The organism is Arthrobacter sp. 05N428_2 (assembly GCF_056397065.1).
Window position 1 is genome coordinate 217,148 of sequence record NZ_JBFTMR010000004.1, and the last position, 24,336, is coordinate 241,483.

Genomic DNA, 24,336 nt, shown 5'->3' on the forward strand with positions numbered 1-24,336 from the left:
ACGCTAGCTGGCCGCAGTACTCCCCAACGCCGCAGCGACTATCTCCTCCAGCCGTTCCGCGGAGCCCAGATCGTGCGGGCGCACCACCGCGTCGTCGGCCACATAATAGAACGCCGCCCGGACATCCTCGAGCGGGACGCCTTTGAGCCGGGACCATGCCAGCCGGTAGACGGCGAGCTGTACGGCCCTGGTCTTGAGCTGGCCGGCCGCGGGCCGGCGCCCGGTCTTCCAGTCCACGAGGTCCCAGCGGCCGTCGGCGTCCCGGAAGACGGCGTCAATGCGTCCGCGGACCACCACGTCGCCGATCCGGGTTTCCACCGGCACTTCGACATGCGCAGGCGCCCGGTGGGCCCATTCGGACCGGCGGAAGGTCTCCACCATGGCGTCCAGCCCGTAGGCCTCGTCGATGTGATCGTCCGAGCCGGCCGCTTCGCCGAGGTCCAGCATCCCGGCGGTACCGAAATACTCTTCCACCCACGCGTGGAAGGCCGTCCCCTTGCGGGCGGACATCCCTGGCTCGCGCGGGACGGGGCGCCGCAGCCGGGCGACCACGGAGGCTGGGTCGTCATCCAGGTCCACCAGGGTGGAGGCGGAGATGTGTCCCGGCAAGTGCACGTCCTGGCCCGAGGCCCGGCGTGAACGCCGGTCCAGCAGGGTCGCCGCTTCCTGCGCCCAGCCCCCCGCCTGGCCACGCAACTGCCGCGCCCCGGGCACCGAACCCGCAGGATCCGAACTGGAGCGGACCGAGCCGGCCGGAGCGGGCAACAAGCCGGCGTCGGGCCGTTCCAGCCGCTCCAGGACGCGGCCGGCGGCGGCCGCCATGGCGGCCCGGCGCCCTGGCAGGAGCCGAAGCCGGACCCCGGTGCGCGGGTGGACGGGCCCTTCCAGCGGATCATAGGGCCACAGCGCCAGCTCGAGTTCGCTGGTCAGCGGACTTTCCTCCGGCAGGGACTCCTCCGCGACGGAGCGCGGATGGATCTCGGCAGCCCCGGACGAATTCAAGGTTTCGAGCTCGGCCAGGAACGGCGACATCCCGGCCAGTCCCGCCCGGGAACCCACCCAGGCGGCGCTGGAAACCCACAACACGTGCTTGGCGCGGGTGTAGGCCACATAGGCCAGGCGTCGTTCCTCGGCCTCCCCGTGGACCTGGACGGCGGCCTTGAAGTCCTTCTCGGCGTCAAGCCAGCCCTTTTGGTCCGGCTGGTCCAGGTCCCACTGCGGCAGGTCGGCGCGGTCGCCGCGGAGTGGCCAGGGCAGCGCGGCCGACCCGCTGCTCCAGCGAGAATCCCGGCTGCTGGGAAAAGCCCCGGCGTTGAGGCCGGGCACGAACACGACGTCCCACTCCAGCCCCTTCGACGCATGGACGGTCAGGAGTTGCACGGCCTCATGGTTGACTTCCGGCGCGGCGGCGTCGAGGCCGTTTTCCTCGGCGGCCGCCGCCTCCAGCCAGGCTAGGAAGGCGAGTACGTCCACCCGCTGCGAGGTGTGCAGGAACCCGGCGGCGGCGTCCTGGAAGGCGTCCAGGTTGCGCCGGGCCTGGTGGATGCTGATGCCGGGCCGGGCTGCGACCTCGATGTCCAGGAGCATGGCTCGTTCGACTTCGCCGAGGAGCGTGCTCAGATCGTCACCCATGAAGCTGCGCAGTTGCCGGAGTTCGGCGGAAAGCCGCTGCAGCCGTTCCCGCGCTGCCGGGCTGAGCTGCCGGCCGTGCGCGGAGGTCCAGTCCGGGCGGGGCAGCCAGTCCAGGGCCTCGACGAGGCTCGCGGCGTCGGTGAGGTCGCCTTCGATGACTGCGTCGTCGGCGTCGCTGCCGGTATCCGTATCATCGCCGCCGGCGCCCTCGGAGGCACCGGGAGTGCCGGGGCGGCCGCGGCGCCGGGCCAGGAAGCTTGACCAGTCGCGGAACGCCATCAGGTCCGCCGGGCCGATCCGCCAGCGGGCTCCGGCCAGCAGCCGCATCAGCGAGTCCGAGCGGCCCGGGTCGGCCAGCACCCGGAGGGTGGCGACCAGATCGACGATCTCGGGAGTGTCCAGCAGCCCGCCCAGACCCACGATCTCGTACGGAATCCCGCGCAGCTCGAATTCGCGGCGGATGCACTCCATCTGGGCTCGTCGACGGCAGAGCACGGCCATGGCCGGCGGGTCGGACCCCTCCGCCGTCCCGGCGTCGAAGTCGGTCCGACGGAACTTCAGCACATCTGCGGCGAGGGCCGACGCCTCGTCCTCATCCGTGCCGAAACGGCCCATCAGCACGCGTCCCTGGACCGCAGCCGGGCTCGGCTGCAGCGGCGGGACCTCCACGGCGCCGGCGCTGGCCCGGGCCCCGGCCGCCCCCGTCTGGGCGGCCGCTTTGCTCAACGGCGCGGAAATGATGTTGGCGGCCTCGAGAATGTTCCGGCCGTTGCGCCAGGCCGTCGTCAGGTACGACGTCGGGGCAACGGCGAACCGCGCCGGCCCGCCGCTGTTGCCAGCGGTGGTGCCGGTGCTGTCGGCGGCGTTGGCTTCCACTCGGACCGGGAATTCGCGGACAAAGTGGAAGAGCTGGCCCGCGGACGCGCCACGGAAACCATAGATGGACTGGTTGGGGTCCCCCACCGCGGTGACGGCGTGGCCGTCGCCGAAGAGCCGGGAGAACAGCACCAGCTGGGCGTGCGAGGTGTCCTGGAATTCATCCAGGAGCACCACCTTGTAGCGTTGGCGTTCGGTCTGCGCCGCCACCGGAATCTCGTTGGCCACCCGGGCGGCGAGAGCCACGAGGTCGCCGAAGTCCAGCGCGCCCCGGTCCCGCTTAGCCTGGGCGTAGCGGCCCACCATGTCCGCGACGCTGGCGCGGGTGCGCAGCAGCGCGCTGAGGTCCCCAGCGGCCTGGCTGGGGTTCTTCTTGGCCGTGGCGACGTACGGCAGCGATTCGAACTCGGCCACCCGGTCCAGCAGCCAGCCGCGGACCTCAGCCGGGTCCTGCAGGTGCTCCGCGCACTCCCCCGCGAGTTGAATGACGGCCTTGACGAGGGTGGACTTGGCGGACCGGAAATGTTGGTAGTCGCCGTCGAAGGCTTCCACCACCTCGCTGGCGAGCTGGAAGGACTGGGCGCCGCCGAGCAGGACCACGTCCCGTTCGACGCCGAGCCGCAGGCCGTAATCCGAGACGATGCCGCTCGCGTAGGAGTGGTAAGTGGAGACCTTGGGCTCCAGCGCGTCGGTGCTCAGCAGCCCGGCCGGGAATACCTTGTGGTCGGGGTCCGCGGCGGCGATCCGTGCCAGGGCCGACAGCTTGGCCCGGATCCGGGTGGCGAGTTCGCCGGCCGCCTTGCGCGTGAAGGTCACGCCGAGCACTTCCTCCGGCCTGACCCAGCCGTTCGCGACCAGCCAGACCACCCGGTCCGCCATGGTGGCGGTCTTGCCGGAGCCGGCGCCGGCAATGACAAGGCGGGGCGTCAGCGGCGAGGAGATGATCAGGGATTGTTCGGCCGTGGGGCTGTTCTTCTCCCCCAGCAGCGCTGACAGCTCCTCCGGGCTGAACCGGGGCTCGGGGGGTGCCTGCGGGAGCGCGACCGGAATCGCGTCCGGCCTGCCGGTAGCCTCCGGAGCGGCCGCCGTCGTCGTTGCCTCGCTGCTCATTCGGTGACCTGCTTTCCACGTGCGCACAGCGGGCAGACTTCCGGCAGTCTGCAGCCGTGGCCGCCGTGCCCGCCCTTGGCGGGGTCGTGGCGGGCTTCGAAGCTGCTGCCGGACATGACGCCGGCCGCCTCGCCGACCATTTCCAGCGCCCAGTTGGCTTCCGGATCGAGCGCCGGCTGGCCCTGCACGCCCGGGCTTTTCGTGCCGGTGCCGAGCTGGGCCAGCACGGCACCGCCCGGCCGCGGGGGCGGCCCGTCGTCGGGGCCGGCAAACCCGCCGGCGAGGACCGCTGCCTGGTAGGCGCCCAGCTGGGGATGCCGTTCGAGTTCGGCTTTGCTGGGCTGGCGCTTGCCGGTCTTGAGGTCCACAACCACCAGGCGGCCGTCGGCGTCAATCTCCAGCCGGTCCACCTGGCCTCGGAGCACGGCGGCCCGCGCGGGCCAGCTCTCCTCCGCGCCGGGGGCGGCCGGCGGGACCACATCGGGCAACTTCACCTCGAAGTCCTGTTCGACGCCGAGCAGGGTGCGCCCCTCGCTCCGCATCAGCAGCACGTACTGGGCAAGTTTGCGGACCATGGTTTCGGCCCGCTGGAAATCCAGTTTGCCTTCCCAGTTGTCCTTCATCCCCAGCGACGGCCAGCGCTTGACCAGTTCGGCGACATATTCCCCGCCGGAGGCGTCGGGAAGGTCCTGGGCGATGGCGTGGACCAGGGTGCCTAGGCTGCGGGCGAAATCCGTGGCGGCCTCCCCGCCGGCGGCCTGGACAAACCAGTCCAGCGGCGATTTCTGCACGGTCTCGACCTTGGAGGGAGAGACGAAGACGGTGCCGCCGGGGGGCACCACGGGGTCGGTGGAGGACAGCGGGGCGAGGCCCCACCAGCTGTCGGGGTGGGCGCCGGGAACGGCAGGTTCGGCGGCGGCGAGGGCGCCAAGCACCGCGGTGGCCTCGGCCGCTTCGGCGGAGCCGCCGTCGAGCTGGGCGTACTGGCGCAGTTCGGCGACGAGCGCGCGCAGCGTCAGCGGTCGCTCCACGGTGGTGAAGCCGCGCCGGTCCTGGTCCGGGTGCAGCGGCGAGACGTAGTCCAGGAAGGACGACGGCTGTTCATCCTCGGAGGAAACGGCGGTGCAGATCAGCGCTTCCCGGGCGCGCGAGACCGCGGTGGAGAAGCTGCGCAGCTCGTCATAGCGGATCTCCCGGAGACGGCTCAGCGGATCGAGCTGCAGGGCGTAGTCGACCCCATGTTCGACGGCGTCGGCGAACAGTGTGCTGCCGAGCAGCTCGCCGCGGAGCCGGGTGTTGGGCCACACGCCTTCCTGGAGCCCCGGCACAATCACGACCGGCCACTCGCGCCCCGCGGCACTGGCCGGCGTCATGAGTTCCACGGCGTCCTCCAGCTGCGCCCGGGCCGCGAGCGTGTCCATCGGCAGTTCCTGGCTGAGCAGGTACTCGAGGAACTGTTCCGGGCCGGAACCCGGGAGCTGGTCCACGTACCGTTCGGCCGTGTGGAAAAGGGCCATCATGGCATCCAGGTCCCGGTCCGCGCGTGCTCCTGCAGCGCCGCCGGCCAGGGCGGTCTCGGTCCACCGGCCCGCGAGCCCGGTGGAGTGCCACAGCGCCCACAACACGGTTTCGGCGTTGCCGCCGGGTGCCTCGGCGGCCTCCTGGCCGGCCCGGATCATCCGGGCCACCCGGCGGGCGGAGTGCCCCTCGATGCCGAGCGTCGCCAGGGCGGACGGCTCCAGCAGCGCCTCGACCAGCAGCGCGTCGCTGGTGCGCCCGCCGCCGCCCAGGAGCTCCTCGCGCCGCAGGGACTGGCGGAGCCGGCGCAGTTCGATCGACGTGGCGCCGCCGATCCTTGAGGTGAGCAGCGAGACGGCGGATTCCGGCGTGAGCGTGGCAGGATCGAGCGCCACCGCGTAGGCGTCCAGCAGCGGCCGCACCGCGACCTCGTCCCGGACCGCGGACTCGGCCACCGGGATCCGGACCGGGATGCCCTGGCCGGCGAGGTGGCGCTGCAGCTGGGCGAGCTGGCCGCCGTTGCGCACGATCACGGCGATGTCGCCCAGATCCCTGCCGTCGTTTAGCTGGGCTTCCAGGATGCGCTGCGCCACGTAGCGCAGTTCGTGGACCGGTGACGGCAGTAGGTGCGCCTCCACGGTCCCGTGATTGGCACGATGCTGGCCGGAGACCAAGTCGCCGGGGGCCGGCTGGTCCGGCTGGTCCGGCTGGTCCGGCTGGTCCGGCTGGTCCGGCTGGTCCGGCTGGTCGAGCCTACGGGCCGACGTGCCGCCGGAACGCAGGGAAATCCGTTCCGCCACCGCTTGCCAGGCCTGCGCGAGGGCGGGGGCGTGCCGGTGGGCGGTCCACAGCGGCCGCTCCAGGACGCTGCCGCCGGCCGGGGCCAGCAGCCGCGGCAGTTCGGCTACGAGGTCCGGCCGGGCCCCCCGGAATCCCTGCACCACGGTGTCCGGGGAGGCAGTGACGAGCGCGTCTTTGCCCGCGGCGATGTCTGCGAGCAGTTCGAACACGGCCGGGTTCGCCTCCTGGACGTCGTCAACCAGGATCAGCTGGAGCCGCTCCCGCTCGGCGGCCAGGAACTCCGGGGAATCCTGGAAGATCTGCCGGGCCGCCGTGATGATGCCGGCAGGGTCGAAGGATTCGGGCATACGCAGATCAAGGACATCGCGATACTCGGCGTACAGTGCCGCCGCGGCGGTCCAATCCGGCCGGTGGCAGCGCTGCGCGAGGTCCGCCAAGTCCCCGGCGGTGCGCCCGGATTCGATGATCCGGTCAAAGAGTTGGCGGACCTCCTGCCGGAAGCCCCGGGTCTGCAGGGCGGCGTCCAGGTCTCCCGGCCAGGGAAGTTCCAGGCCCGGTTGCGCGTGGCCTTCGAGGAGTTCCTTAATGATCAGGTCCTGTTCCGGTCCGGACAGGAGTTTCGGCGCACGTGGCAGCGGCAGGATGCCTTCCGCTTTGGCGCGCCGGATCAGATCGAAGGCATACGACGCCCAGGTGCGGGCCGGCGTCGTGCTCAGGCTGCGGTCCAGGCGCGCGGTGAAGCGGTCGCGCAGCGCATCGGCGGCGAGCCGCCCGGGGGCCAGGATCAGCATCCGCTCGGGATCCAGGCCGTCGCGTTCCGCGCGCCGGACGGCCGCCTCGACCAGGACCGTGGACTTCCCGGTCCCCGGCGCGCCGGGGACCAGGACCGGTCCTGAGCCGTGCGCGACGTCGACCGCGGCCCGTTGATCCGGTGACAGCACCGGAACGGCGCTGTGCTGGGTCCGGGGCGGCAGCAGGCGCAGGCCTGACTGGTTAGGCGGGTTTTGCTTGGGGCTACTCACACAGTCATTTCATCATCAGGGACAGACAGTTTATGCAGCTCCCGCTCAAGCCGCTCCGCGACGGCGTCGATCCGCTCAAAGTCCGGTTCGGACGGCGCCCACCGCGCCGCCACGAGGTCCACCCGCCAGCGCCCTTCTCCGGTGCGCAGGTATTCGGCGTGGTTGCCCAGCAGGGCGGTCCCTTCGGCGAGGTACAGCGTCAGGGCCTCGCGTTCGTGCCCCGGCGGGGCCTCGCCGTTGGCCTTGAGAATCCGCCACCAGGGCACGGCACTGCCGTGGTGGCTCATTACCGAGCCGATCTGGCGGGGGCCGCCCGAGCCGAGGAGTTCGGCAACGTCGCCGTAGGCGAGGGCGGAGCCCGCCGGCACCATCGCCGCGAGTTCCAGTACCGCCTCCACATACTCCGTCCGCATGCACCAAGGTTACCGTTGACGGCTGACGCAGGGCTGCCGCACGGCTCCCGCAGGACACCGCGGGGCGCTGCGCAAAACTGTCGGCGGCAGCAGGTAGCGTTGAAGCATGAGCACCTGGCACACCCTTCCCCGCGCGGCGTTCGACCTGGAAACCACGGGCCGGAACTCGCGCGCAGCGCGGATCGTGACGGCCTCCGTGACCGTGGTGGACGCCCACGGGGCGGTCATCAAGGAACACGAATGGCTGGCCGATCCGGGCGTGGAAATCCCCACCGAGGCCAGCGATGTGCACGGAGTCACCACCGAACAGGCCCGCCGCGAGGGCCGCCCGGCTGCCGAGGTGACACGGGAACTGGCGGCGGTCCTGCAGGAACTGTTCGACACCGGCGTTCCGGTGATTGCGTTCAACGCCAGTTACGATTTCACTGTGCTCGCCGCCGAGTCGGCCCGCTACGGCGTACCCCAGCTCAGCCGCTTCCCCGTCCTGGACCCCTACATCATGAACAAGCAGGTGGACCGGTACCGCAAGGGCAAGCGCACCCTCACCGCGCTGTGCGAGGAGTACGGCGTGAACCTGGACAACGCCCACACGTCCGCGGCGGATGCGCTGGCGACGTTGCGCATGCTCGACGCGATGGCCGGGAAGTTTCCAAAGCTGCGCATGCCGGCCAGCCACCTCCACCAACTCCAGGTCGAGTGGGCCACCTCCCAGGCCTCGGATTTTCAAAGCTATCTGCGCAAGACCAAGCCGGCCGCCGTGATCGAGGGTGACTGGCCGGTGCTGCCGCCCGAAGACGCCAGCCGCGGCGACTTCTAGGGCGGTGCCCGGGCCGCGGCCTTCCGTGGATCCCCTGCGGCGTCCTTCTTAAACCGACACGTTGGCCCCGAACAGGCCTCCCTTAGGCGTCTGCGGGGCGCAAATCCAGTGCTAGCGACGCAAATCACATCCACGGGGGTTCGCGCCGCCGGCTTCCGGGACCGGCGATGATTCCGCCGAGTCCCGCCGGCACCGGCCGCGGCGGCAGTCTATCCCGCCTGACCGTGGAGATTCTTCGCTTAGCGCCTACTTCGACGGCGGATAATTCGGATTGAGACGCCTTCTGGGGCGGGTGACACAATTATCTTTCGCGGCACGCTGGTTCAGCCGGTGCCTAAACCAACAGCCGGGCCCGATGAGCCTCCCCGCGACCCACTGAATGTCAGACGAAAGTGAATGCGTGATGAAAAGCAAAGCCCTGAAGTGGCTGACCGCGGCTCCCGTCGCCGTAGCCCTGGCCGTTTCCCTCGCAGCCTGCGGCTCGGGATCGGCGCAGCCCAGCGGCTCGCCCACCGACGCCCTCGCCGGCAGCGACCAGCAGACGCTGGACAAGTACACCACCAAGGACGTCACCCCCTTGGACAAGATCGACAAGACCAAGCTCGGCCTCACCACCGAGGGCACCCTCCGTGTTGGCACCCTCTCCGATGCCCCTCCCAACATCTTCATTGACCCGTCGGGCAAGTTCACCGGCTATGACAACGAACTGCTGCGCGCCGTGGGCGACAAGCTGGGGCTCAAGGTCGAATTCGCCTCCACTGACTTCTCCGCGTTGCTTTCCCAGGTCAAGAACAAGCAGTTCGACGTCGGATCCTCCTCGATCTCCACGACGGACAAGCGACGCGAGACCGTTGGCTTCACCAACGGCTACGACTTCGGCTACATGGCCGTCGTGACCAAGAGCGACGCCAAGGTCAAGGGCTTCGCCGACCTGAAGGACGGCGTCCGCATCGGCGTCGTCCAGGGCACTGTCCAGGACGACTACGTGACCAACACGCTCAAGCTCGAGCCGGTCCGTTTCCCGGATTACAACACCGTGTACGCCAACGTGAAGAGCGGCCAGGTGGACGCCTGGGTGGCTCCGTCCCAGCAGGCCACCGGCCAGGTCAAGGAGGGCGACAACACCAAGATCGCCGAAAAGGTCGTCAACACCCAGAACTTCACTGCTTGGGCAGTGAACAAGGACAACCAGCCGCTGATTGATGCCCTCAATTCCGGCCTCGACGCCGTGATCGCTGACGGCACGTGGACCAAGCTCACGGCCCAGTGGTACACGGACCGCCCGACCGCTGCCGAGCAGACCCCGCAGGGCTGGAAGCCGGGCAGCAAGGCCGTCCTGGTTCCCGCGAAGTAGTCCGGCGCGTTTCGTGGATTTCCTCACACTGCTTTCTGATACCTTCCTGGACTGGAAGGCGATAGGCGAAGTCCTGCCCAAGATGTTTGCCGTCGGGCTGCCAAACACGCTCGTTTTGGCCGTCACCTCGGGCGTCATCGGGACGGTGCTTGGCATGGTGCTTGCCCTCTTGGGGATTTCCCGGAACGCCGCCGCCAGTTGGATTGCACGCATCTACACCGATGTGCTGCGCGGGCTGCCGCCCATCCTGACCATCCTGGTGATCGGGCTGGGCTTCGGACCGATTTTCAAGCAAGTCACCGGATCCAGCAGCCCGTATCCGATGGCTATCGCCGCACTGTCCCTGATGTCGGCCGCTTACATCGGTGAGATCTTCCGCTCCGGGATCCAGAGTGTCGACAAGGGCCAGCTTGAGGCCACCCGCGCGCTGGGCTTCGGCTACGGCCCTGCCATGCGCCTGGTCGTCGTGCCCCAGGGTGTCCGGCGGGTCCTGCCGGCGCTGGTCAACCAGTTCATTGCCTTGATCAAGGAGTCGTCCCTGGTCTTCATGCTCGGCCTCCTGGCCTCGGAACGTGAGATCTTCCAGATCGGCAAGGACGCGGCGTCCAACAGCGGAAACCTTTCGCCATACGTGGCGGCCGCGGTGTTCTATCTGGCGCTCACCGTCCCGCTGACGCACTTCGTGAACTGGATCGACCGCCGTCTGCGCTCGGGCCGGCCGGAGAAGAAAGAACCGGACGAGGCAGCCGCCGTCGTCGGAAAGGGAGCCCAGGCATGAGTGCGTTCGTTTCAGGATCGCTGACGGCACGGAACATCCATCTGGCTTTCGGGTCGAACAAGGTCCTGCGCGGCATCGACCTGCATGTCGAGAAGGGCAGCACGGCCTCCGTGATCGGCCCTTCGGGCTCCGGCAAGTCCACCCTCCTTCGGGTCATGAACCGGCTGATCGAACCCGAGCAGGGCGACATTCTGCTGGACGGCCGCTCGGTGCTCAAGGACAACCCGGATGAACTGCGCCGGCGGATCGGCATGGTCTTCCAGCAATTCAACTTGTTCCCGCACAAGACAGTCGTGGAGAACGTGTCCCTGGCGCTCCGGAAGTTGCGCGGGATGTCCAAGGAGCAGGCACGGGCCGAGGCGCTGGCCCAGCTGGAGCTCGTGGGCCTGAAGCACAAGGCGGATTCTCGGCCCGCCAACCTCTCCGGCGGCCAGCAGCAGCGGGTGGCCATTGCCCGGGCGCTGGCCATGAAGCCGGAGGTGATGTTTTTTGACGAGGCAACTTCCGCATTGGACCCCGAGCTGGTCAAGGGGGTTCTGGCCCTCATGGCGGATCTGGCCAAGGGCGGGATGACCATGGTGGTGGTGACCCACGAAATGGGCTTCTCGAGGAACGTGTCGGACACCGTGACCTTTATGGATGCGGGCGTCGTCGTGGAGACCGGACCGCCGGAACAACTCTTCACGGAGCCGCGGACCGAGCGGCTGAAGGGCTTCCTTTCGGACGTCCTCTAGAGCGCCACTGAAACACTTTCGGCACCCGCTACGGCGGGTGCCGAAAGTGTTTAAGCAGGACGACGGCGGACGCCGCGCGCTGTGTGGCTTACGGTTGCGCGGCGGCAGCGGCTTTGGCGGCGGCCGGCAAGGCGTCGAAGATCCGGTTCATCGCGGCGTCGTCGTGCGCGGCCGAGAGGAACCAGGCTTCGAACACCGACGGCGGCAGGTACACCCCGGAGTCCAGCATCGAGTGGAAGAACGGGGCGTAGCGGAAGACTTCCTGGCCCTGCGCGTCGTCGTAGTTGTGGACGCCGCGGGCCGAGGTGCCGAAGGCCACCGAGAACAGGTTTCCGGCGCGCTGGATGGAGTGGTCCACCCCGGCAGCGTCCAGCGCCGTAGACAGGGCGCCGGAAAGTTCCAGCGAACGGGCGTCGACGAAGGAGTAGACCTCTTCGGTGGCGTGCGTCAGGGTCGCGACGCCAGCGGCCATCGCCACCGGGTTCCCGGAGAGGGTGCCGGCCTGGTAGACCGGGCCCACCGGGGCGAGGTAGTCCATCACGTCGGCGCGGCCGCCGAGGGCCGCCGTCGGCATCCCTCCGCCGATGACCTTGCCGAAGGTCAGCAGGTCCGGGGTCCAGGGCTCCGCGGCGCCGGCTGCACCGCCGGTGAGTCCCCAGTAGCCCGAGTAGCCGGTGCGGAAGCCGGTGAGGACCTCGTCGAGGATCAGCAGGGCGCCGTGCTCCCGGGTGATCCGGGCCAGTCCGGCGTTGAAGCCCTCGCCCGGGGTGACCACGCCCATGTTGGCCGGCGCGGCCTCGGTGATCACGGCGGCGATGTTTGGTCCGTGTTTGGCGAAGGCGGCTTCGACGGCGGCAAGGTCGTTGTAGGGCAGCACGAGGGTTTCGGCGGCGGTGGCGGCGGTGACGCCGGCCGACCCGGGCAGTGCGAGCGTCGCGAGTCCTGAGCCGGCGGCGGCAAGAAGCCCGTCGAGGTGGCCGTGGTAGCAGCCGGCGAACTTGATCACGAGGTCGCGCCCGGTGTAGCCGCGGGCCAGCCGGATGGCGGTCATGGTGGCCTCGGTGCCGGTGGAGACCATCCGGACCCGCTCGGCGGCGGGGACGCGTTCCTGGACGATTGCCGCGAGGTTGGCCTCATCCGGGGTGGACGCGCCGAAGGAGAGCCCGCGGTCGACGGCGGCGTGCACGGCCGCGAGGACCGCCGGGTGGGCGTGTCCCAGCAGCGCCGGGCCCCAGGAACAAACCAGGTCCACGTAGTCGGCGCCATCGGCGTCGGTCAGGTACGGTCCCTTCGCGGAGACCATGAAGCGCGGCGTGCCGCCCACCGAGCCGAAGGCCCGGACCGGCGAGTTGACCCCGCCCGGCATCAGCTGGCGGGCACGGTCGAAGAGTTCCTCGTTGCGAGGGTGGCTGGAAGTCATGGTTCCTATTCTTTCAGTTCAGTAGCCGGGGAGGATCCGGCCAGCAGGGCGGCCACGCGGGGCGCAACTTCGGTGCCGAACAGCTCGATGGAGCGCATCATGGCGGCGTGCGAGAGCGTGCCGTTGCTGTATTTGAGATCGAAGCGGTCCACGCCCAGGTTCTTCTTCAGCAGGGCGATCTTGGCGGCGACGGTTTCGGGCGAGCCGACGTAAAGTGCGCCCTCGGCGGTGCACATGGCGTCGAACTCGCCCCGGCTGCCCGGGCCCCAGCCGCGCTCTGCGCCCAGCCGGTTGCGCATCGCGATCCAGTGCGGGAAGAACTCCTCCCGCGCTTCCTCGTCCGTGGCGGCGATGTGGCCGGGCGAATGCGTGGCGACCTGCTGCATCGGATGCCCGTACTTGGCCATCGCCTCGCGGTAGAGCCCGGCCAGCGGGCCGAAGGACCGGGGCTGGCCGCCGATGATGGCGAAGATGATCGGATAGCCGTATTCGGCGCAGCGAAGCACCGATTCGGGCGTCCCGCCGACGCCGATCCAGGCCGGCAGCAGGTGGTGCTCCAGCGGCGGGTAGACGCTGAGCCCGTTGATGGCGGGGCGGGTCCGGCCCTCCCATTTGATCGGCTTCTGCGCACGAACCTTGTCGAAAAGCTCAAGTTTTTCCTCGAACAGGACCTCGTAGTCGGCCAGGTCCAGGCCGAACAGCGGGAAGGACTCCACGAAGGAGCCGCGGCCCAGCATGACCTCGGCCCGGCCGTTGGAGATCGCGTCCACGGTGGCGAAGCGCTGGAAGACCCGGATCGGGTCATCGGAGCTGAGCACGGTGACGGCGGAACCGAGCCGGATGTTCCTGGTCCGGGCGGCCGCGGCGGCGAGGAAGACCTCCGGGGCGGACACGGCGAAGTCGCGCCGGTGGTGCTCCCCCACGCCGAAGGCGTGCAGTCCCACCTGGTCGGCGAGTTCGGCCTGCTCCAGCAACTGGCGCAGCACCTGGGCGTGCGGAACGGGCTGCCCGTCGGGGAACACTCCCACGTCGCCGAAGGTGTTCAGCCCGAGCAGGATCGATTCCGGCCCCACCGGGGCGGTCGGGTTGGCCGCGGAGGCGGGGTCGGACTGTGCCGGGGTGTTCATCAGGACTCCTTCAGCCAGCCGGCGAGTTCGCTGGCCCAGTAGGTCAGGACCAGGTTGGCGCCGGCGCGTTTGATGCCCAGCACGGATTCGGTGATGGCTGCCCGGCGGTCGATCCAGCCGTTCGCGGCGGCGGCTTCGATCATCGAGTATTCACCGGAAATCTGGTACGCGGCCACCGGGACCGGGCTCATCGCGGCGACGTCGGCCAGGATGTCGAGGTAGCTCATGGCGGGCTTCACCATCACCATGTCGGCGCCCTCCTCGAGGTCCAGTTCGACCTCGAGGAGGGCTTCGCGCCGGTTGGCGGCGTCCATCTGGTAGGTGCGCCGGTCCCCGGTGAGCTGCGAATCGACGGCTTCGCGGAACGGGCCGTAGAAGGCTGACGCGTACTTGGCGGCGTAGGCAACCACCGCGGTGTTGGCGTGCCCTGCCTCCTCCAGCGCCTGGCGGATCACGGCGACCTGGCCGTCCATCATGCCGGAGGGGCCGAGCACGTGCGCGCCGGCCTCCGCCTGGGCCACGGCCATCTGCCCGTAGATCTCCAGGGTCGCGTCGTTGTCCACGTAGCCGTGCGCGTCCAGGACGCCGCAGTGGCCGTGGTCGGTGAATTCATCGAGGCACACGTCGCTCATGATGACCAGGTCGTCGCCGACCTCGGCCTTCACGTCACGGATCGCCTTGTTCAGCACACCGTCGGGATCCAGCGATGCGGTGCCGCGCGCGTCCCGTTCGGCCGGGACGCCGAAGAGCATGATGCCGCCGACGCCGAGTTGCACGGCCTCTGCGGCGGCGCGCTTGAGCGTTTCGGTGGTGTGCTGCTGCACTCCGGGCATCGAGGCGATGGGGTTCGGCTCGGACAGGCCCTCGCGGATGAAGGCCGGCAGGATGAGGTCGGCCGCCGAGAGCCGGTGTTCGGCCGTGAGCCGGCGCATTGCGGGAGTGGTGCGGAGCCGGCGGGGACGGTGGGTCGGGAAGCTCATGTCTGGTCCTTCACAGTGCTGGTGGACGGGGTGGAGTGGGGGTGCCCTGGGTCCAGGGCCTCGACGACGGCGGCGACGAGTCCGGAGGCGGTGGGTTCCTCCGCGACGGCGGCGACCGGCAGGCCGAGCGACCGGGCCTGGTCCGCCGTCGACCGTCCGATCGCGATGAGGCGGCAGCGGCCCAGCGGCGACAGCGCCGCGTGGACGCGGCGGGCGGCGCTCGGTGAGGCGGCGACGACGGCGTGCAGGGTGCCGGCGTCGATTGCGGCCTTCGCGGCCGCGGGGGTGAGGACGGCCGCGTCGTGTTCCTGCGGCGCGGGGGCGCCGGCCAGGCTGCGCCCCGGGTCGGCCGGATAGTCGACGGTCCGGTAGGCGGTGACGGCCTGGACCATCGCGCCGCGGGATTCCAGTCCCCGGCGGAGGGCCGGATCGGCGATGTCGGCCTGCGGCAACAGCACGCTGCACCGGCCGCGGGGCCAGATGTCGAGCAGGCCGGCCCCGGACTGCTGGCCGGCGGGGGCGAGGTCGACCGGGATATCCAGGGCTTGGAGCATGCGGCGGGTCGCCGGGCCGATGGCGGCCACCTGCAGGCTGCCCGGCAGCCAGGCGCTGAGGGCCGCACCGCGTTCGGCGGCCTTCGCCTCAAGGACCCGGACGGTGGTGACGCTGCTGACCACGAGCCAGGAGTAGCCGCCGGCGCCGAGCGCATCGAAGGCCACATCGAGCGAGTGCTGGTCGGAGGCGCGCTCAAAGTCGATCAGTGGAAGCAGCAGCGGCTCGGCGCCGGTCTCGCGCAGCGCGGACACCAGCGCGCCGGCCCGGTCCGGGCTGCGCGTGACGAGGACCCTGGCACCTTCAAGTACCCTCGGCCCGGCGGTCCCGTCCGGCCGGAGCATGGCGCTGCGGCGTCCCATCAGGTGCGCATCCGTCCGGCTCAGGAGGCGGCCAAATCGGCGATGTCGGCCGCGCCCGCCGCCAGCAGTGCTTCGGCCAGCTCGATGCCCAGCAGGGTGGCGCCGACTTCGGTCAGCCCGTCGGTGGCCTTCTTGTCGCGGACCGTCGCGGTCCCGTCCACGGCACAGACCACGGCTTCAAGATGCAGCATGCTGCCCTTGCGGACAGCGTAAGCGCCGACGGGGGCGGCGCAGCCCGCCTCCAGCCGGGCCAAAAGCGCCCGCTCAGCCGTGACGGCCAGCCGCGTGTCCGGGTCGTCGAGGGCGGCGAGGGCCTGGGCGAGCACGCCCTGGGATCCTTCGGTGGAGCCAGCCTTGCGCGGAGCATCGGCAGTGCGGCATTCGATCGCGAGGGAACCCTGCCCGGCGGCGGGGAGCATCACGTCTGTCTCGAGGTATTCGCTGACGGCGTCGAGCCGGCCGATCCGGTGCAGCCCGGCGGCGGCCAGCACGACGGCGTCGAGGTCGCCGGACTTGCCCTCGACGAAAGCATCGGTGCTGTTGCCCGGCAGGCCCGGCACTCGGCCCAGCCGGGTGTCCACGTTGCCGCGGATGTCGCGGATGTCCAGGTCCGGCCGCGCCGCGCGCAACTGAGCGGCCCGTCGGGGGGAGCCGGTCCCCACCTTGGCGCCCGCGGGCAGGTCGGCGAGCTTGAGCCCGTCCCGGGCGCAGAGCACGTCCCGGACGTCCACGCGTTTCGGCGTCGCCGCCAGCGTCAGGCCGAGGGCGGCACCGGTGGGCAGGTCCTTGAGCGAGTGGACGGCGACGTCGCAGGCATCCAGGAGCAGCGCGTCACGCAGGGCCGCGACGAACACGCCGGTGCCGCCCATCTGGGACAACGAACCGGTGAGCACATCGCCGTCGGTGCGGATGTGCACCAGTTCCACCGGGAAACCGCCGACGGCTGCGAGCTGGTCCGCGGTCTGTTGGGTCTGCGTGAGGGCGAGCTTGCTGGCGCGGGTGCCGATCCGGACGGTCACGGCGTGGCCTGGCCGGCCGCGGGTGCTGCCGCGGGGTAGGGGTCGTGTCCCGTACCGACGGTGGTGTCCGCGCCGGCGATGGTGGGCTTTTCGCCGCGGAAGTTGGCGCAGCAGCCCGGCCGGCAGACGTCGTACCAGGGGCCGAGCTTGGTCAGGTGCGGCCGGTCGGCGATGTTGTTGGCGGCGGTCCGCTCGCAGATTAGGTCCACGATGCCGGCCACGAACTTGCGGTGCGTCCCGGGCGTGGGGACCCGGGTCGCCGCGAGGCCCAGCTTGCCGCAGGTGTCGAGGGCCTCGGTATCGAGGTCCCAGACGACTTCCATGTGGTCGCTGACGAAGCCCAGGGGCACGATCACGACGCCCTTGACGCCTTGTCCGGCGAGCTCTTCGATGGCGTCGTTGATGTCCGGTTCGAGCCAGGGCACATGCGGGGCGCCGGAACGCGACTGGTACACGAGGGACCACGGCGCGGTGTCGCCGGTCTCGGCTTCGACCCGGCGGATGACCTCGGTGCCGGTCGCTAGGTGCTGGGCCACGTAGGCGGAGTCCTGCTCGAACTGGCGGGGTTCGGCCTCGGAGCGGCCGGCGGCTTCGGCGTCGCGGGTGGGGATGGAGTGGGTCGCGAACAGGATATGGACCGGTGCGTCCGGGGTGCCCGCCGCGGCCAGCTGTGCGCGGACGTCGGCGAGGCCGGCGGCGGTGCCTTCGATGAACGGCTCCACGAAGCCCGGGTGGTCGAAGTATTGGCGGACCTTGTCCACTTCGAGTTTGCCGTCCAGCCCGGATTCGGTCAGCGCCAGGCCGATGTCCTCACGGTATTGCCGGCAGCTGGAGTAGCAGGAGTAGGCGCTGGTGGTGACCATCAGGACCTTGCGGTGACCGGCGTCGTAGATGTCCTGAAGGGTCTGCGGGATATAGGGGTCCCAGTTGCGGTTGCCCCAAAACACGGGCAGGCCGATGCCGCGGTTGGCGAGTTCAGCCTCCATGGCGGCCTTGAGATTGCGGTTCTGCTGATTGATCGGGCTGATGCCGCCGTTGGCGCGGTAGTGGTGCGAAACCTCTTCGAGCCGTTCGTCCGGGATGCCGCGGCCGCGGGTCACGTTGCGCAGGAACGGGATAACGTCTTCCTGGCCTTCGGGGCCGCCGAAGGAGGCGAGGAGTACGGCGTCGTACTCCTTGGCGGCCAGCCGGCCGGCCTCGGTGACGGGATTATCGGCGGTTACTTGCGGATCCAGCGGGCTCATGCGAGGACCTCGGCAATCTCGACGGCACTGACCCGGCGGCCGGTGTAGAAGGGGACTTCCTCGCGAACGTGGTGCCGGGCGTCGGTGCCGCGCAGGTGGCGCATCAGGTCCACGAGGTCCACGAGCTCCGGGGCTTCGAGGCCCAGGATCCATTCCCAGTCCCCCAGCGCGAAGGAGGACACCGTGTTGGAGATGACCTGCGGGAAGTCGCGGCCCAGCATCCCGTGGTCGCGAAGCATCGCGCCGCGTTCGGCATCCGGCAGCAGGTACCACTCGTAGGAGCGCACGAAGGGGTAGACGCAGAGCCATTCGGCCGGTTCCACGCCGCGGGAGAACGCCGGGGTGTGGTTCTTGGCGAACTCGGCCTCGCGGTGCACGCCCATGGCGGACCACGCGATTTCGGTGCCGGTGAACAGCTTGCTCCGGCGGATGTCGCGCACGGCGCGCTGCAGCGCTTCGGCCTTCGGGCCGTGCAGCCAGATCATGACGTCCGCGTCGGAGCGCATCGCCGAAACGTCGTAGCTGCCGCGGTGGACGACGCCGTCCTCGGCCAGCCGGGCCAAGAGCGCCTCGAAGTCCTCGGCGGCGTCGCCGCTGCGCAGGACGTCGGCAGAACGCTTGAAGACCGTCCAGAGCGTGAAGAACTGCTCGCCGGATTCTTCGGCTGCTGTTTTTCCGGTTTTAGTGACAGATTCGGCAGAAGTGTGGCTCATGGATACCAGTCTGCCCCCTCCCCGGAGCTAAGTCGAAATAGAGCACTTCTACAGCGCGTAGAAGTGCTTAATTTCACACGGGGGGCGTTGCGGCGTACCGCCGCTCGTCCCCGAACAGGGCAGCCGGCGCCGATCGCCCCCGCCTGAGTGTCCGCAAGCATCGGCGACCGCCCGTTTGCCGCAGATGGCCGCTAACGGACGACCAAAGCGGCCATTTCTGGCAAATCAACGCCGAAGCCGATCACCCTTCGAGGGCCCCCGGAAGAATCGGGCGGCCTACATCCTGCGCAACCGGAGGACGACGGCGCCCGCGCCCAGGGACACGGCCACCAGGCAGATGCCCCAGCCCACCAGGGCGGAGGGGCCGGCCGGGTCGACGGCCGAGGCGGCCTCCATCTCGTCCCCCGACTTGGCGGGGGCCGGCGGGGATGCTGCCGTGGCCGTGGCTGCCGACGTCGTGGCGCCCGACTGGAGCGCTCCGCCCGGGGCTGCCGGAGAGGTGCCCGCAGCACCGCCGGGGACCGCACTGTCAGGCACCGCGCTGCCGGGGGCTGTCTGGCCCGCGTTTCCGCCGGGGGCGGTGCTGCCGGGCGGCTGGTCCGGTGCCGGGGCCTGCTGGCTGCCCGTCGGCTGGCCGGTTACCGGCGTCGCCGACTCGGACGGGACCGGTTGCGGCGCGGAGGTCGTGGGCGCGACCGGCGGAACGGTGGGCCGCCGGGAAGCACGCTGGTCCGGACCCGTCGACGGTGCGGGCGCCGTCGACGTCGGCGGCGACGTGCTTTGAGTCGGGCCGGGAGTGGCGGAGCCGGACGTCGGCGAGGGAGTCGGCCAGGAGCCCAGGAGGCCGCCGAGCACCCCGTCGATGCCGACCGAAATGGAGGCCGACGGCGCGTCCGGGCTGGGCGTCGGCGTGGCGGCTTGTGTGGCAGGAACCCCTGCGGTGAGTGCCAGTACCGCTCCAAGGGCTGCCGCTGCCGCGCCGCGCCGGAGTCCCCCATGGTGGCTGGCCGGCGTCTCTGGAACTTCGGACCTGTGCATAACCATGGTCATCGAGCCTAGCCGCGGAAGGCGCCAGGGGAAAATTTGCCCAAACGGCTGTTTCCCGGGTAGCGGCCTGCTGTAGGAGCCCAAAAAATCCCGCCTCCGGTCTGCTTCTGCGGACCTCAGGGCAACAGCGCGGCCACCTGCGAAGGGGTGTCGGCAACGATCGCGGCGAGGCCGTTTCCGGAGAGCCAGCCGCCGACGACGGCGAGGCTTCCCTCGGCTGCGCAGAGCCGCCGCACCTGGTCGACGCGCCGTTTGTGGCCGAGCGAGGCGAACGGCAACGCCCCGGACCAGCGCACCACGTCCCAGCCGACGACGGCGGACCGGGACAGCGGGACGGCCAGCAGCGTGGCGGCATCCTCCAGCGCGGCGTCGAACAATTCTTCGTCGGTACCGGGCTCCGGGCGGCCCCGGCCTGCCCCGCCGGCCGGGCTTCCGTCACCTCGTCCGTAGGACAGGCGCAGCACATGCCTGCCGGGCGGGGTGCGCTCGGCCAGCCACGCCCATTTGGCGGTGGCGTGGGTGAGCGCCTTGGCGCGGATGCCGGGGCTTTGCGGGGACACCAGGACTCCGGTGCCGCGCGGTGCGGTATCGAGGTCCGGAGAGTCCAGCACCAGGGTCACCAGCCGCACGTCCGGGCCCGCTGCCGGGCGCAGTTCGGTCAGTCCCGGCAGCGTACCGGCGAGCAGCGCGACGGCAGCCGGACCCTCGACCGCGACGACCAGCCTCTCGGCATCAAACACGGAGCGGCCCGCGGTGACCCGCCAGCCGCCGAGGGTGCGCTGCACCCCGTCCGCACGCGTCCCGCTGAGCAGGGCCACGTCCAGCCCGCGCAGCTCCCGGACCAGCGCGTCGATCAGGGTGTGCATGCCGCCGCGGAGGCCGGCGACCGCGGAACCCGCCTTCTGCAGGCCGGGCCGGGGGGTGCCGGACCGCTGGGCAGCCGGCGTGGCGCCCGTCGGGGCAGTCGCCGACGGGGCGGCTCCCCGGCGCTGGGCGGCCACGGCGGCGGCGAGCGAGCCGTGCGTGCGGATACCGGCACGCAGTCCGGGCGCCACCATATCCACGTCGAGCAGGGCCGGGTCGGCCGAGTGCACCCCGCCGACCACCGGCGAGACGAGCCGGTCCAGCACGCGGCTGCCCATCCGGGCGCGGACCAGTGCGGCAATACTGGTGGACCCGGCCCTCGTGCCCACGGCCGCGGGCAGCAGGGCGTCCAAGGAAGCGCGGAGGGATCCGAGCAGGCCAAGGGAACGCCGGACTTCGGGGTCCCAGGGGTTGGCGGGGATGCCCAGCACGCCGGTCTTGGGCAGCTCCCGCGGCCCCTCGGGCAGCTGGACCCAGGCGCCGCCCGGGTTCGGCGGGACGATTTGCGCGCCGAGGCCCAGTTCCTCGGCCAGCCCGGCCACGGCGGGGGTGCGGGTGGCGAAGGATTCGGCGCCGCTGTCCAGGGTCAGACCTGCCACCACGTGGCTGCCGACACAGCCGCCCCACTCCTCAGTTGCTTCCAGCACCGTGGTCCGGACGCCGGCGCGGGCGAGCTCCCGGGCGGCCAGCAGGCCGGAAATCCCGCCGCCCACCACCACGGCGGTCGGCGCGGCAGAGAGCGCCGCGGAAGAGTCGGCGTCTGTTGCCACGGCGTTACTCCGGGGCGATCGAGTGGATCAGTTCGACGACGCGGGTCAGCACCGCAGCGTCGGTCTCCGGCGGCACTCCGTGGCCCAGGTTCAGTACATGGCCGGGGGCCGAAGCGCCGGCCGCAATGACGTCGCGCACGTGGGCTTCGAGGATCTCCCAGGGCGCGGAGAGCAGCGCCGGGTCGATATTGCCCTGCAGCGGCACGGTGCCGCCGAGCCGGCGGTTCGCCTCGTCCAGCGGCAGACGGTAGTCGACCCCCACGACGTCGACGCCGACGTCGCGCATGGCGACCAGCAGTTCCGAGGTGCCGGTGCCGAAGTGGATCAGGGGTGCGCCGAGGTTCCGGACGTGGTCCAGGGCACGGGCGGATGCCGGGGCCACGAAACGGGTGTAATCGGCCAGTCCCAGCGAGCCGGCCCAGGAGTCGAAGAGCTGGCCCGCAGAGGCGCCGGCTTCCAGCTGGGCGCGGAGGAACAGCCCGGAGGCGTCCGCGGCCCAGTTGGCCAGCGCGGTCCAGGTGTCCGGGTCCGCGTGCATCATGGTGCGCGGGCCGAGGTGGTCGCGGGACGGCTTGCCCTCCACCATGTACGCGGCCAGTGTGAAGGGCGCACCGGCAAAGCCGATCAGCGGGGTGGTGCCGAGTTCTGCCACCGTGAGCCGGACGGCTTCGCGGATCGGTTCCAGGGCTTCCCACGTCAGCTGCGGCAGGGCGGCAACGTCCGCGGCGGTGCGCACCGGTTTCTCCAGCACCGGGCCCACGCCGGGAACGATGTCCACGCCCACGCCGGCCAGCTTGAGCGGGATGACAATGTCCGAGAAGAAGATCGCCGCGTCGACGTCGTGCCGGCGCACGGGCTGCAGGGTGATTTCGGAGGCCAACTCGGGGCGCAGGCAGGAGTCCAACATGGCCACACCTTCGCGCGCCTTGAGGTATTCGGGCAGCGAGCGGCCGGCCTGGCGCATGAACCAGACCGGGCGCCGGGAGGGCTTTCCGCCGCGGTAGGCAGTGATCAGCGGCGAGTCGGCGGTACGGCCATCCATCAGGGGGTGGCCGGCGTCGAGGCCGCTCGTTGCCGTGCCGCTCGTTGCTGAGCCGTCTGATGGAATGCTGTTGGGTGCCGTGCCGTTCGTTGCCGCCGCGCTAGGAGTCATGCCTTTGATTGTGCCGAAAATCGGCCCCAAAAGATAACGACAGCCTGTCAGCTGGGGCGCCGCGGCAGCAGCGGTGGCAGGAATCACAGCCCGGGGTGGGCAGCCCCACGCCCGGCAGTTGTTCTACCGCGGTACGAAAAAGCTATGATGGTCCTGCTGTGGTTCTTTTCTCATTGGTGGCTACACACGCCGACATCGACCTCGAGACCGTTGCTCAACTGAGCACCGGTGCTTCCGGGCTCGCCACATCCGCCCTCGCCGGATCGCCGGCAGTGTCGGGTGCCGTTGTGCTGGCCACCTGCAACCGCTTCGAAATCTACGGTGAGGCCCCGCACCCGGACGACGTCGAGGCCGCCCGCGCCGCCCTGGTCGCGCAGATCAGCGGCGCCAGCGGCCTCAACGAACAAATCGTCTCCCGCGCCTTTAATACGCGGACCGGCCCGGAGGTCAGCCGGCACCTGTTTGCCGTCAGCTCCGGACTGGACTCCGCCGTCGTCGGCGAACGGGAAATCGCCGGCCAGGTCAGGCGCGCACTTATCAGCGCCCAGCACGAAGGCACCGCCAGCTCCGGCTTGGTGCGGCTCTTCCAGGCGGCTTCCAAGACCGCCAAGGACGTCGGTTCACAAACGGCGCTCGGCTCGCAGGGGCTCTCGATCGTCTCGGTCGCCCTGGATCTCGCCACCGATCTCTCCGAAAACCCCGACTGGTCCAGCAAAAAGATCGTCGTCTTTGGGACCGGCGCCTACGCCGGCGCCACGATGTCCCTGCTGCGCGAACGCGGCTGCACCGAAGTCTCCGTATTCTCTTCCTCCGGCCGCGCCGCCGGCTTTGTCGCYASCCGCGGCGGSAYCGCCCTKGACARCGMCTCCCTGCCGGSCGCCGTCGCKGCYGCCGAYGTGATGATCGGCTGCAGCGGCTCSGACARCCGSGTCGARGCCSCCGARCTRGCCCGGATCCGSTCSGCGTCGCCGCAGCCGCTGATCGCGATCGATCTGGCCCTCTCGCACGATTTTGATCCCGCGGTCGCCGAGCTCAACGGCGTCGAGTTGCTTACGCTGGAATCCGTCCGGCTGGCGGCCCCGCAGGAGCAGGCAGAGTCCCTGAACCACGCCAGCGGCATCGTCGCAGGAGCCGCGACCGCTTTCGAGCAGGAACGCGAGGCACGCTCGGTCGACTCGGCCATCGTCGCCTTGCGCCGCCACACCATGGACGTGCTCGAGGCCGAGATGGAAAAGGTGCGCGCCCGCCACGGCTGCACCGCGGCGGCTGAGGAAGTCGAGTTCGCCCTCCGCCGGATGGTCAAGCAGCTGCTGCACGTACCCACGGTCCGAGCCCGCGAACTCGCCGCCAACGGTCAGCAGGACGACTACGTCGCCGGTCTGGAAGCCGTTTACGGCATCACGGTCGAACAGCCCGCTGGCCGGCCTGCCGCCGCCGGCGCGGACGCTGCGTGCCCGGTTGAGCACGGCACGCTCCCCGCCGCCGACGGCAACCGGGAAACGGCCTGACCCGATCCGCCGCTGTCCTAGGACGCCTCAGCGTGCGGTAAGCCGGTACACCGAGACGTGACTGCGGGATTCCTCGTTGAAGTCGCCGCGGTCCCAGTCCGCCCACCTGGATTCCAGCTCAAACCCGGCGAGCCGGGCCATGAGGTCGAGCTCGCTGGGCCAAATGTACCGGTGCGGCGTCCGCCCGATCCGGGCGTCCCGCCCATCCGAGAGTTCCGGACCGAATCGGACGTGATGCGAGCCGACGTGCTGCCGCAGCACGTCATAGCTATCGATACCGCTGACCGGGACCCCCGCCGCAGCGAGGGGGATGGCGACACGACCCGTGCCAATGGCGAACTCGAGGGCCGGGCCGCCGCCCGCGAGGCTCGACAAAACTTCCACCGTCGGGCCAAGGATCGCGGGGTCGAACATGCCCTCCCCGGGCGTGTCGTAGTTTTTGGCGGCGTCCTCGTCCCAGAGCCGCTGCTGGTTGATCATCACGCCACTATCGCACCCCAGCGTGCAGACCACTGCGCAAAC

The 24,336-nt window shown here is 70.3% G+C and carries 19 protein-coding genes; 5 read left to right on the forward strand and 14 right to left on the reverse strand.

Features of this window, described 5'->3' with window-relative positions; translation table 11 throughout:
• Positions 1-3: 3 nt before the first annotated feature.
• The 3 genes from AC1DGI_RS05770 to AC1DGI_RS05780 are packed head-to-tail and all read right to left on the reverse strand — an operon-like array spanning position 4 to position 7,372.
• On the reverse strand, positions 4-3,618 hold the full coding sequence (locus AC1DGI_RS05770) for an ATP-dependent helicase (protein WP_476898080.1): 3,615 nt from the start codon (positions 3,616-3,618) through the stop codon (positions 4-6).
• Positions 3,615-6,959, reverse strand: coding sequence for an ATP-dependent helicase (locus AC1DGI_RS05775; protein ID WP_476898081.1), 3,345 nt, complete (start codon positions 6,957-6,959; stop codon positions 3,615-3,617). The genes AC1DGI_RS05770 and AC1DGI_RS05775 overlap by 4 nt, the downstream gene beginning before the upstream one ends.
• Complete coding sequence (locus AC1DGI_RS05780) at positions 6,956-7,372, reverse strand: MGMT family protein (RefSeq protein ID WP_441402337.1); 417 nt, start codon at positions 7,370-7,372, stop codon at positions 6,956-6,958. Before AC1DGI_RS05780 ends, AC1DGI_RS05775 begins: the two co-directional genes overlap by 4 nt.
• Positions 7,373-7,478: 106 nt before the next feature.
• Between AC1DGI_RS05780 and AC1DGI_RS05785 the strand changes: the two genes are divergently transcribed.
• The 4 genes from AC1DGI_RS05785 to AC1DGI_RS05800 all read left to right on the forward strand — a co-directional run bounded on the left by AC1DGI_RS05785 (position 7,479) and on the right by AC1DGI_RS05800 (position 11,055).
• Positions 7,479-8,189, forward strand: a complete 711-nt coding sequence (locus AC1DGI_RS05785) for an exonuclease domain-containing protein (RefSeq protein WP_476898082.1) — start codon at positions 7,479-7,481, stop codon at positions 8,187-8,189.
• A gap of 403 nt (positions 8,190-8,592) precedes the next feature.
• Positions 8,593-9,543, forward strand: a complete 951-nt coding sequence (locus AC1DGI_RS05790; protein WP_476898210.1) for an ABC transporter substrate-binding protein — start codon at positions 8,593-8,595, stop codon at positions 9,541-9,543.
• 13 nt (positions 9,544-9,556) lie between these two features.
• Entirely contained in the window at positions 9,557-10,321 is a 765-nt protein-coding gene (locus AC1DGI_RS05795; RefSeq protein ID WP_476898083.1) for an amino acid ABC transporter permease, read from the forward strand.
• Positions 10,318-11,055, forward strand: a complete 738-nt coding sequence (locus AC1DGI_RS05800; RefSeq protein WP_476898084.1) for an amino acid ABC transporter ATP-binding protein — start codon at positions 10,318-10,320, stop codon at positions 11,053-11,055. The genes AC1DGI_RS05795 and AC1DGI_RS05800 overlap by 4 nt, the downstream gene beginning before the upstream one ends.
• Before the next feature lie 88 nt (positions 11,056-11,143).
• Here AC1DGI_RS05800 and hemL read toward each other — a convergent pair whose 3' ends face one another.
• The 10 genes from hemL to hemE form a co-directional block, all read right to left on the reverse strand.
• Positions 11,144-12,475, reverse strand: coding sequence for a glutamate-1-semialdehyde 2,1-aminomutase (hemL, locus tag AC1DGI_RS05805; protein WP_476898085.1), 1,332 nt, complete (start codon positions 12,473-12,475; stop codon positions 11,144-11,146).
• A gap of 5 nt (positions 12,476-12,480) precedes the next feature.
• Positions 12,481-13,602 carry an LLM class flavin-dependent oxidoreductase gene (locus AC1DGI_RS05810; RefSeq protein WP_476898086.1) on the reverse strand — a complete coding sequence of 374 codons (1,122 nt, stop codon included), beginning with the start codon at positions 13,600-13,602 and terminating at the stop codon, positions 12,481-12,483.
• Positions 13,602-14,582, reverse strand: a complete 981-nt coding sequence (gene hemB / locus AC1DGI_RS05815; RefSeq protein WP_441402124.1) for a porphobilinogen synthase — start codon at positions 14,580-14,582, stop codon at positions 13,602-13,604. The genes AC1DGI_RS05810 and hemB overlap by 1 nt, the downstream gene beginning before the upstream one ends.
• A complete protein-coding gene (locus tag AC1DGI_RS05820; RefSeq protein WP_441402125.1) occupies positions 14,579-15,496 on the reverse strand; it encodes a uroporphyrinogen-III synthase in 918 nt (305 codons plus the stop codon). Before AC1DGI_RS05820 ends, hemB begins: the two co-directional genes overlap by 4 nt.
• A 20-nt stretch (positions 15,497-15,516) precedes the next feature.
• Positions 15,517-16,515, reverse strand: coding sequence for a hydroxymethylbilane synthase (gene hemC, locus AC1DGI_RS05825; RefSeq protein WP_476898087.1), 999 nt, complete (start codon positions 16,513-16,515; stop codon positions 15,517-15,519).
• The gene (locus tag AC1DGI_RS05830) at positions 16,512-17,759 is read right to left on the reverse strand and encodes a ferrochelatase (protein WP_476898088.1); all 1,248 of its coding nucleotides are present in this window, start codon (positions 17,757-17,759) and stop codon (positions 16,512-16,514) included. The genes hemC and AC1DGI_RS05830 overlap by 4 nt, the downstream gene beginning before the upstream one ends.
• Positions 17,756-18,472: a hydrogen peroxide-dependent heme synthase gene (gene hemQ / locus AC1DGI_RS05835; protein ID WP_476898089.1), complete on the reverse strand. Its 717-nt coding sequence runs from the start codon at positions 18,470-18,472 to the stop codon at positions 17,756-17,758. Before hemQ ends, AC1DGI_RS05830 begins: the two co-directional genes overlap by 4 nt.
• A 276-nt stretch (positions 18,473-18,748) precedes the next feature.
• Positions 18,749-19,516 (reverse strand): hypothetical protein, encoded by a 768-nt coding sequence (locus AC1DGI_RS05840; protein ID WP_476898090.1) that lies wholly within the window; start codon positions 19,514-19,516, stop codon positions 18,749-18,751.
• A 119-nt stretch (positions 19,517-19,635) separates the two neighbouring features.
• The gene (gene hemG, locus AC1DGI_RS05845) at positions 19,636-21,153 is read right to left on the reverse strand and encodes a protoporphyrinogen oxidase (protein ID WP_476898091.1); all 1,518 of its coding nucleotides are present in this window, start codon (positions 21,151-21,153) and stop codon (positions 19,636-19,638) included.
• A 4-nt stretch (positions 21,154-21,157) separates the two neighbouring features.
• Entirely contained in the window at positions 21,158-22,306 is a 1,149-nt protein-coding gene (hemE, locus tag AC1DGI_RS05850) for a uroporphyrinogen decarboxylase (protein ID WP_476898092.1), read from the reverse strand.
• Between the two features lie 158 nt (positions 22,307-22,464).
• Here hemE and AC1DGI_RS05855 point away from each other — a divergent pair, with 158 nt between their 5' ends.
• Positions 22,465-23,814, forward strand: coding sequence for a glutamyl-tRNA reductase (locus AC1DGI_RS05855; protein ID WP_476898093.1), 1,350 nt, complete (start codon positions 22,465-22,467; stop codon positions 23,812-23,814).
• Between the two features lie 27 nt (positions 23,815-23,841).
• On the opposite strand, the gene AC1DGI_RS05860 is transcribed toward AC1DGI_RS05855, so the two are convergent.
• Positions 23,842-24,294, reverse strand: a complete 453-nt coding sequence (locus tag AC1DGI_RS05860) for a class I SAM-dependent methyltransferase (RefSeq protein WP_476898094.1) — start codon at positions 24,292-24,294, stop codon at positions 23,842-23,844.
• Positions 24,295-24,336 lie beyond the last annotated feature (42 nt).

Coding starts and splice junctions, on each gene's coding strand:
- hemQ (WP_476898089.1), bottom strand. CDS start 18,472: ATGAGCCACACTTCTGCCGAATCTGTCACTAAAACCGGAAAAACAGCA.
- AC1DGI_RS05830 (WP_476898088.1), bottom strand. CDS start 17,759: ATGAGCCCGCTGGATCCGCAAGTAACCGCCGATAATCCCGTCACCGAG.
- hemE (WP_476898092.1), bottom strand. CDS start 22,306: ATGACTCCTAGCGCGGCGGCAACGAACGGCACGGCACCCAACAGCATT.
- AC1DGI_RS05800 (WP_476898084.1), top strand. CDS start 10,318: ATGAGTGCGTTCGTTTCAGGATCGCTGACGGCACGGAACATCCATCTG.
- hemL (WP_476898085.1), bottom strand. CDS start 12,475: ATGACTTCCAGCCACCCTCGCAACGAGGAACTCTTCGACCGTGCCCGC.
- AC1DGI_RS05790 (WP_476898210.1), top strand. CDS start 8,593: ATGAAAAGCAAAGCCCTGAAGTGGCTGACCGCGGCTCCCGTCGCCGTA.
- AC1DGI_RS05770 (WP_476898080.1), bottom strand. CDS start 3,618: ATGAGCAGCGAGGCAACGACGACGGCGGCCGCTCCGGAGGCTACCGGC.
- AC1DGI_RS05780 (WP_441402337.1), bottom strand. CDS start 7,372: ATGCGGACGGAGTATGTGGAGGCGGTACTGGAACTCGCGGCGATGGTG.
- AC1DGI_RS05810 (WP_476898086.1), bottom strand. CDS start 13,602: ATGAACACCCCGGCACAGTCCGACCCCGCCTCCGCGGCCAACCCGACC.
- AC1DGI_RS05840 (WP_476898090.1), bottom strand. CDS start 19,516: ATGGTTATGCACAGGTCCGAAGTTCCAGAGACGCCGGCCAGCCACCAT.
- hemB (WP_441402124.1), bottom strand. CDS start 14,582: ATGAGCTTCCCGACCCACCGTCCCCGCCGGCTCCGCACCACTCCCGCA.
- AC1DGI_RS05820 (WP_441402125.1), bottom strand. CDS start 15,496: ATGGGACGCCGCAGCGCCATGCTCCGGCCGGACGGGACCGCCGGGCCG.
- AC1DGI_RS05860 (WP_476898094.1), bottom strand. CDS start 24,294: ATGATCAACCAGCAGCGGCTCTGGGACGAGGACGCCGCCAAAAACTAC.
- AC1DGI_RS05785 (WP_476898082.1), top strand. CDS start 7,479: ATGAGCACCTGGCACACCCTTCCCCGCGCGGCGTTCGACCTGGAAACC.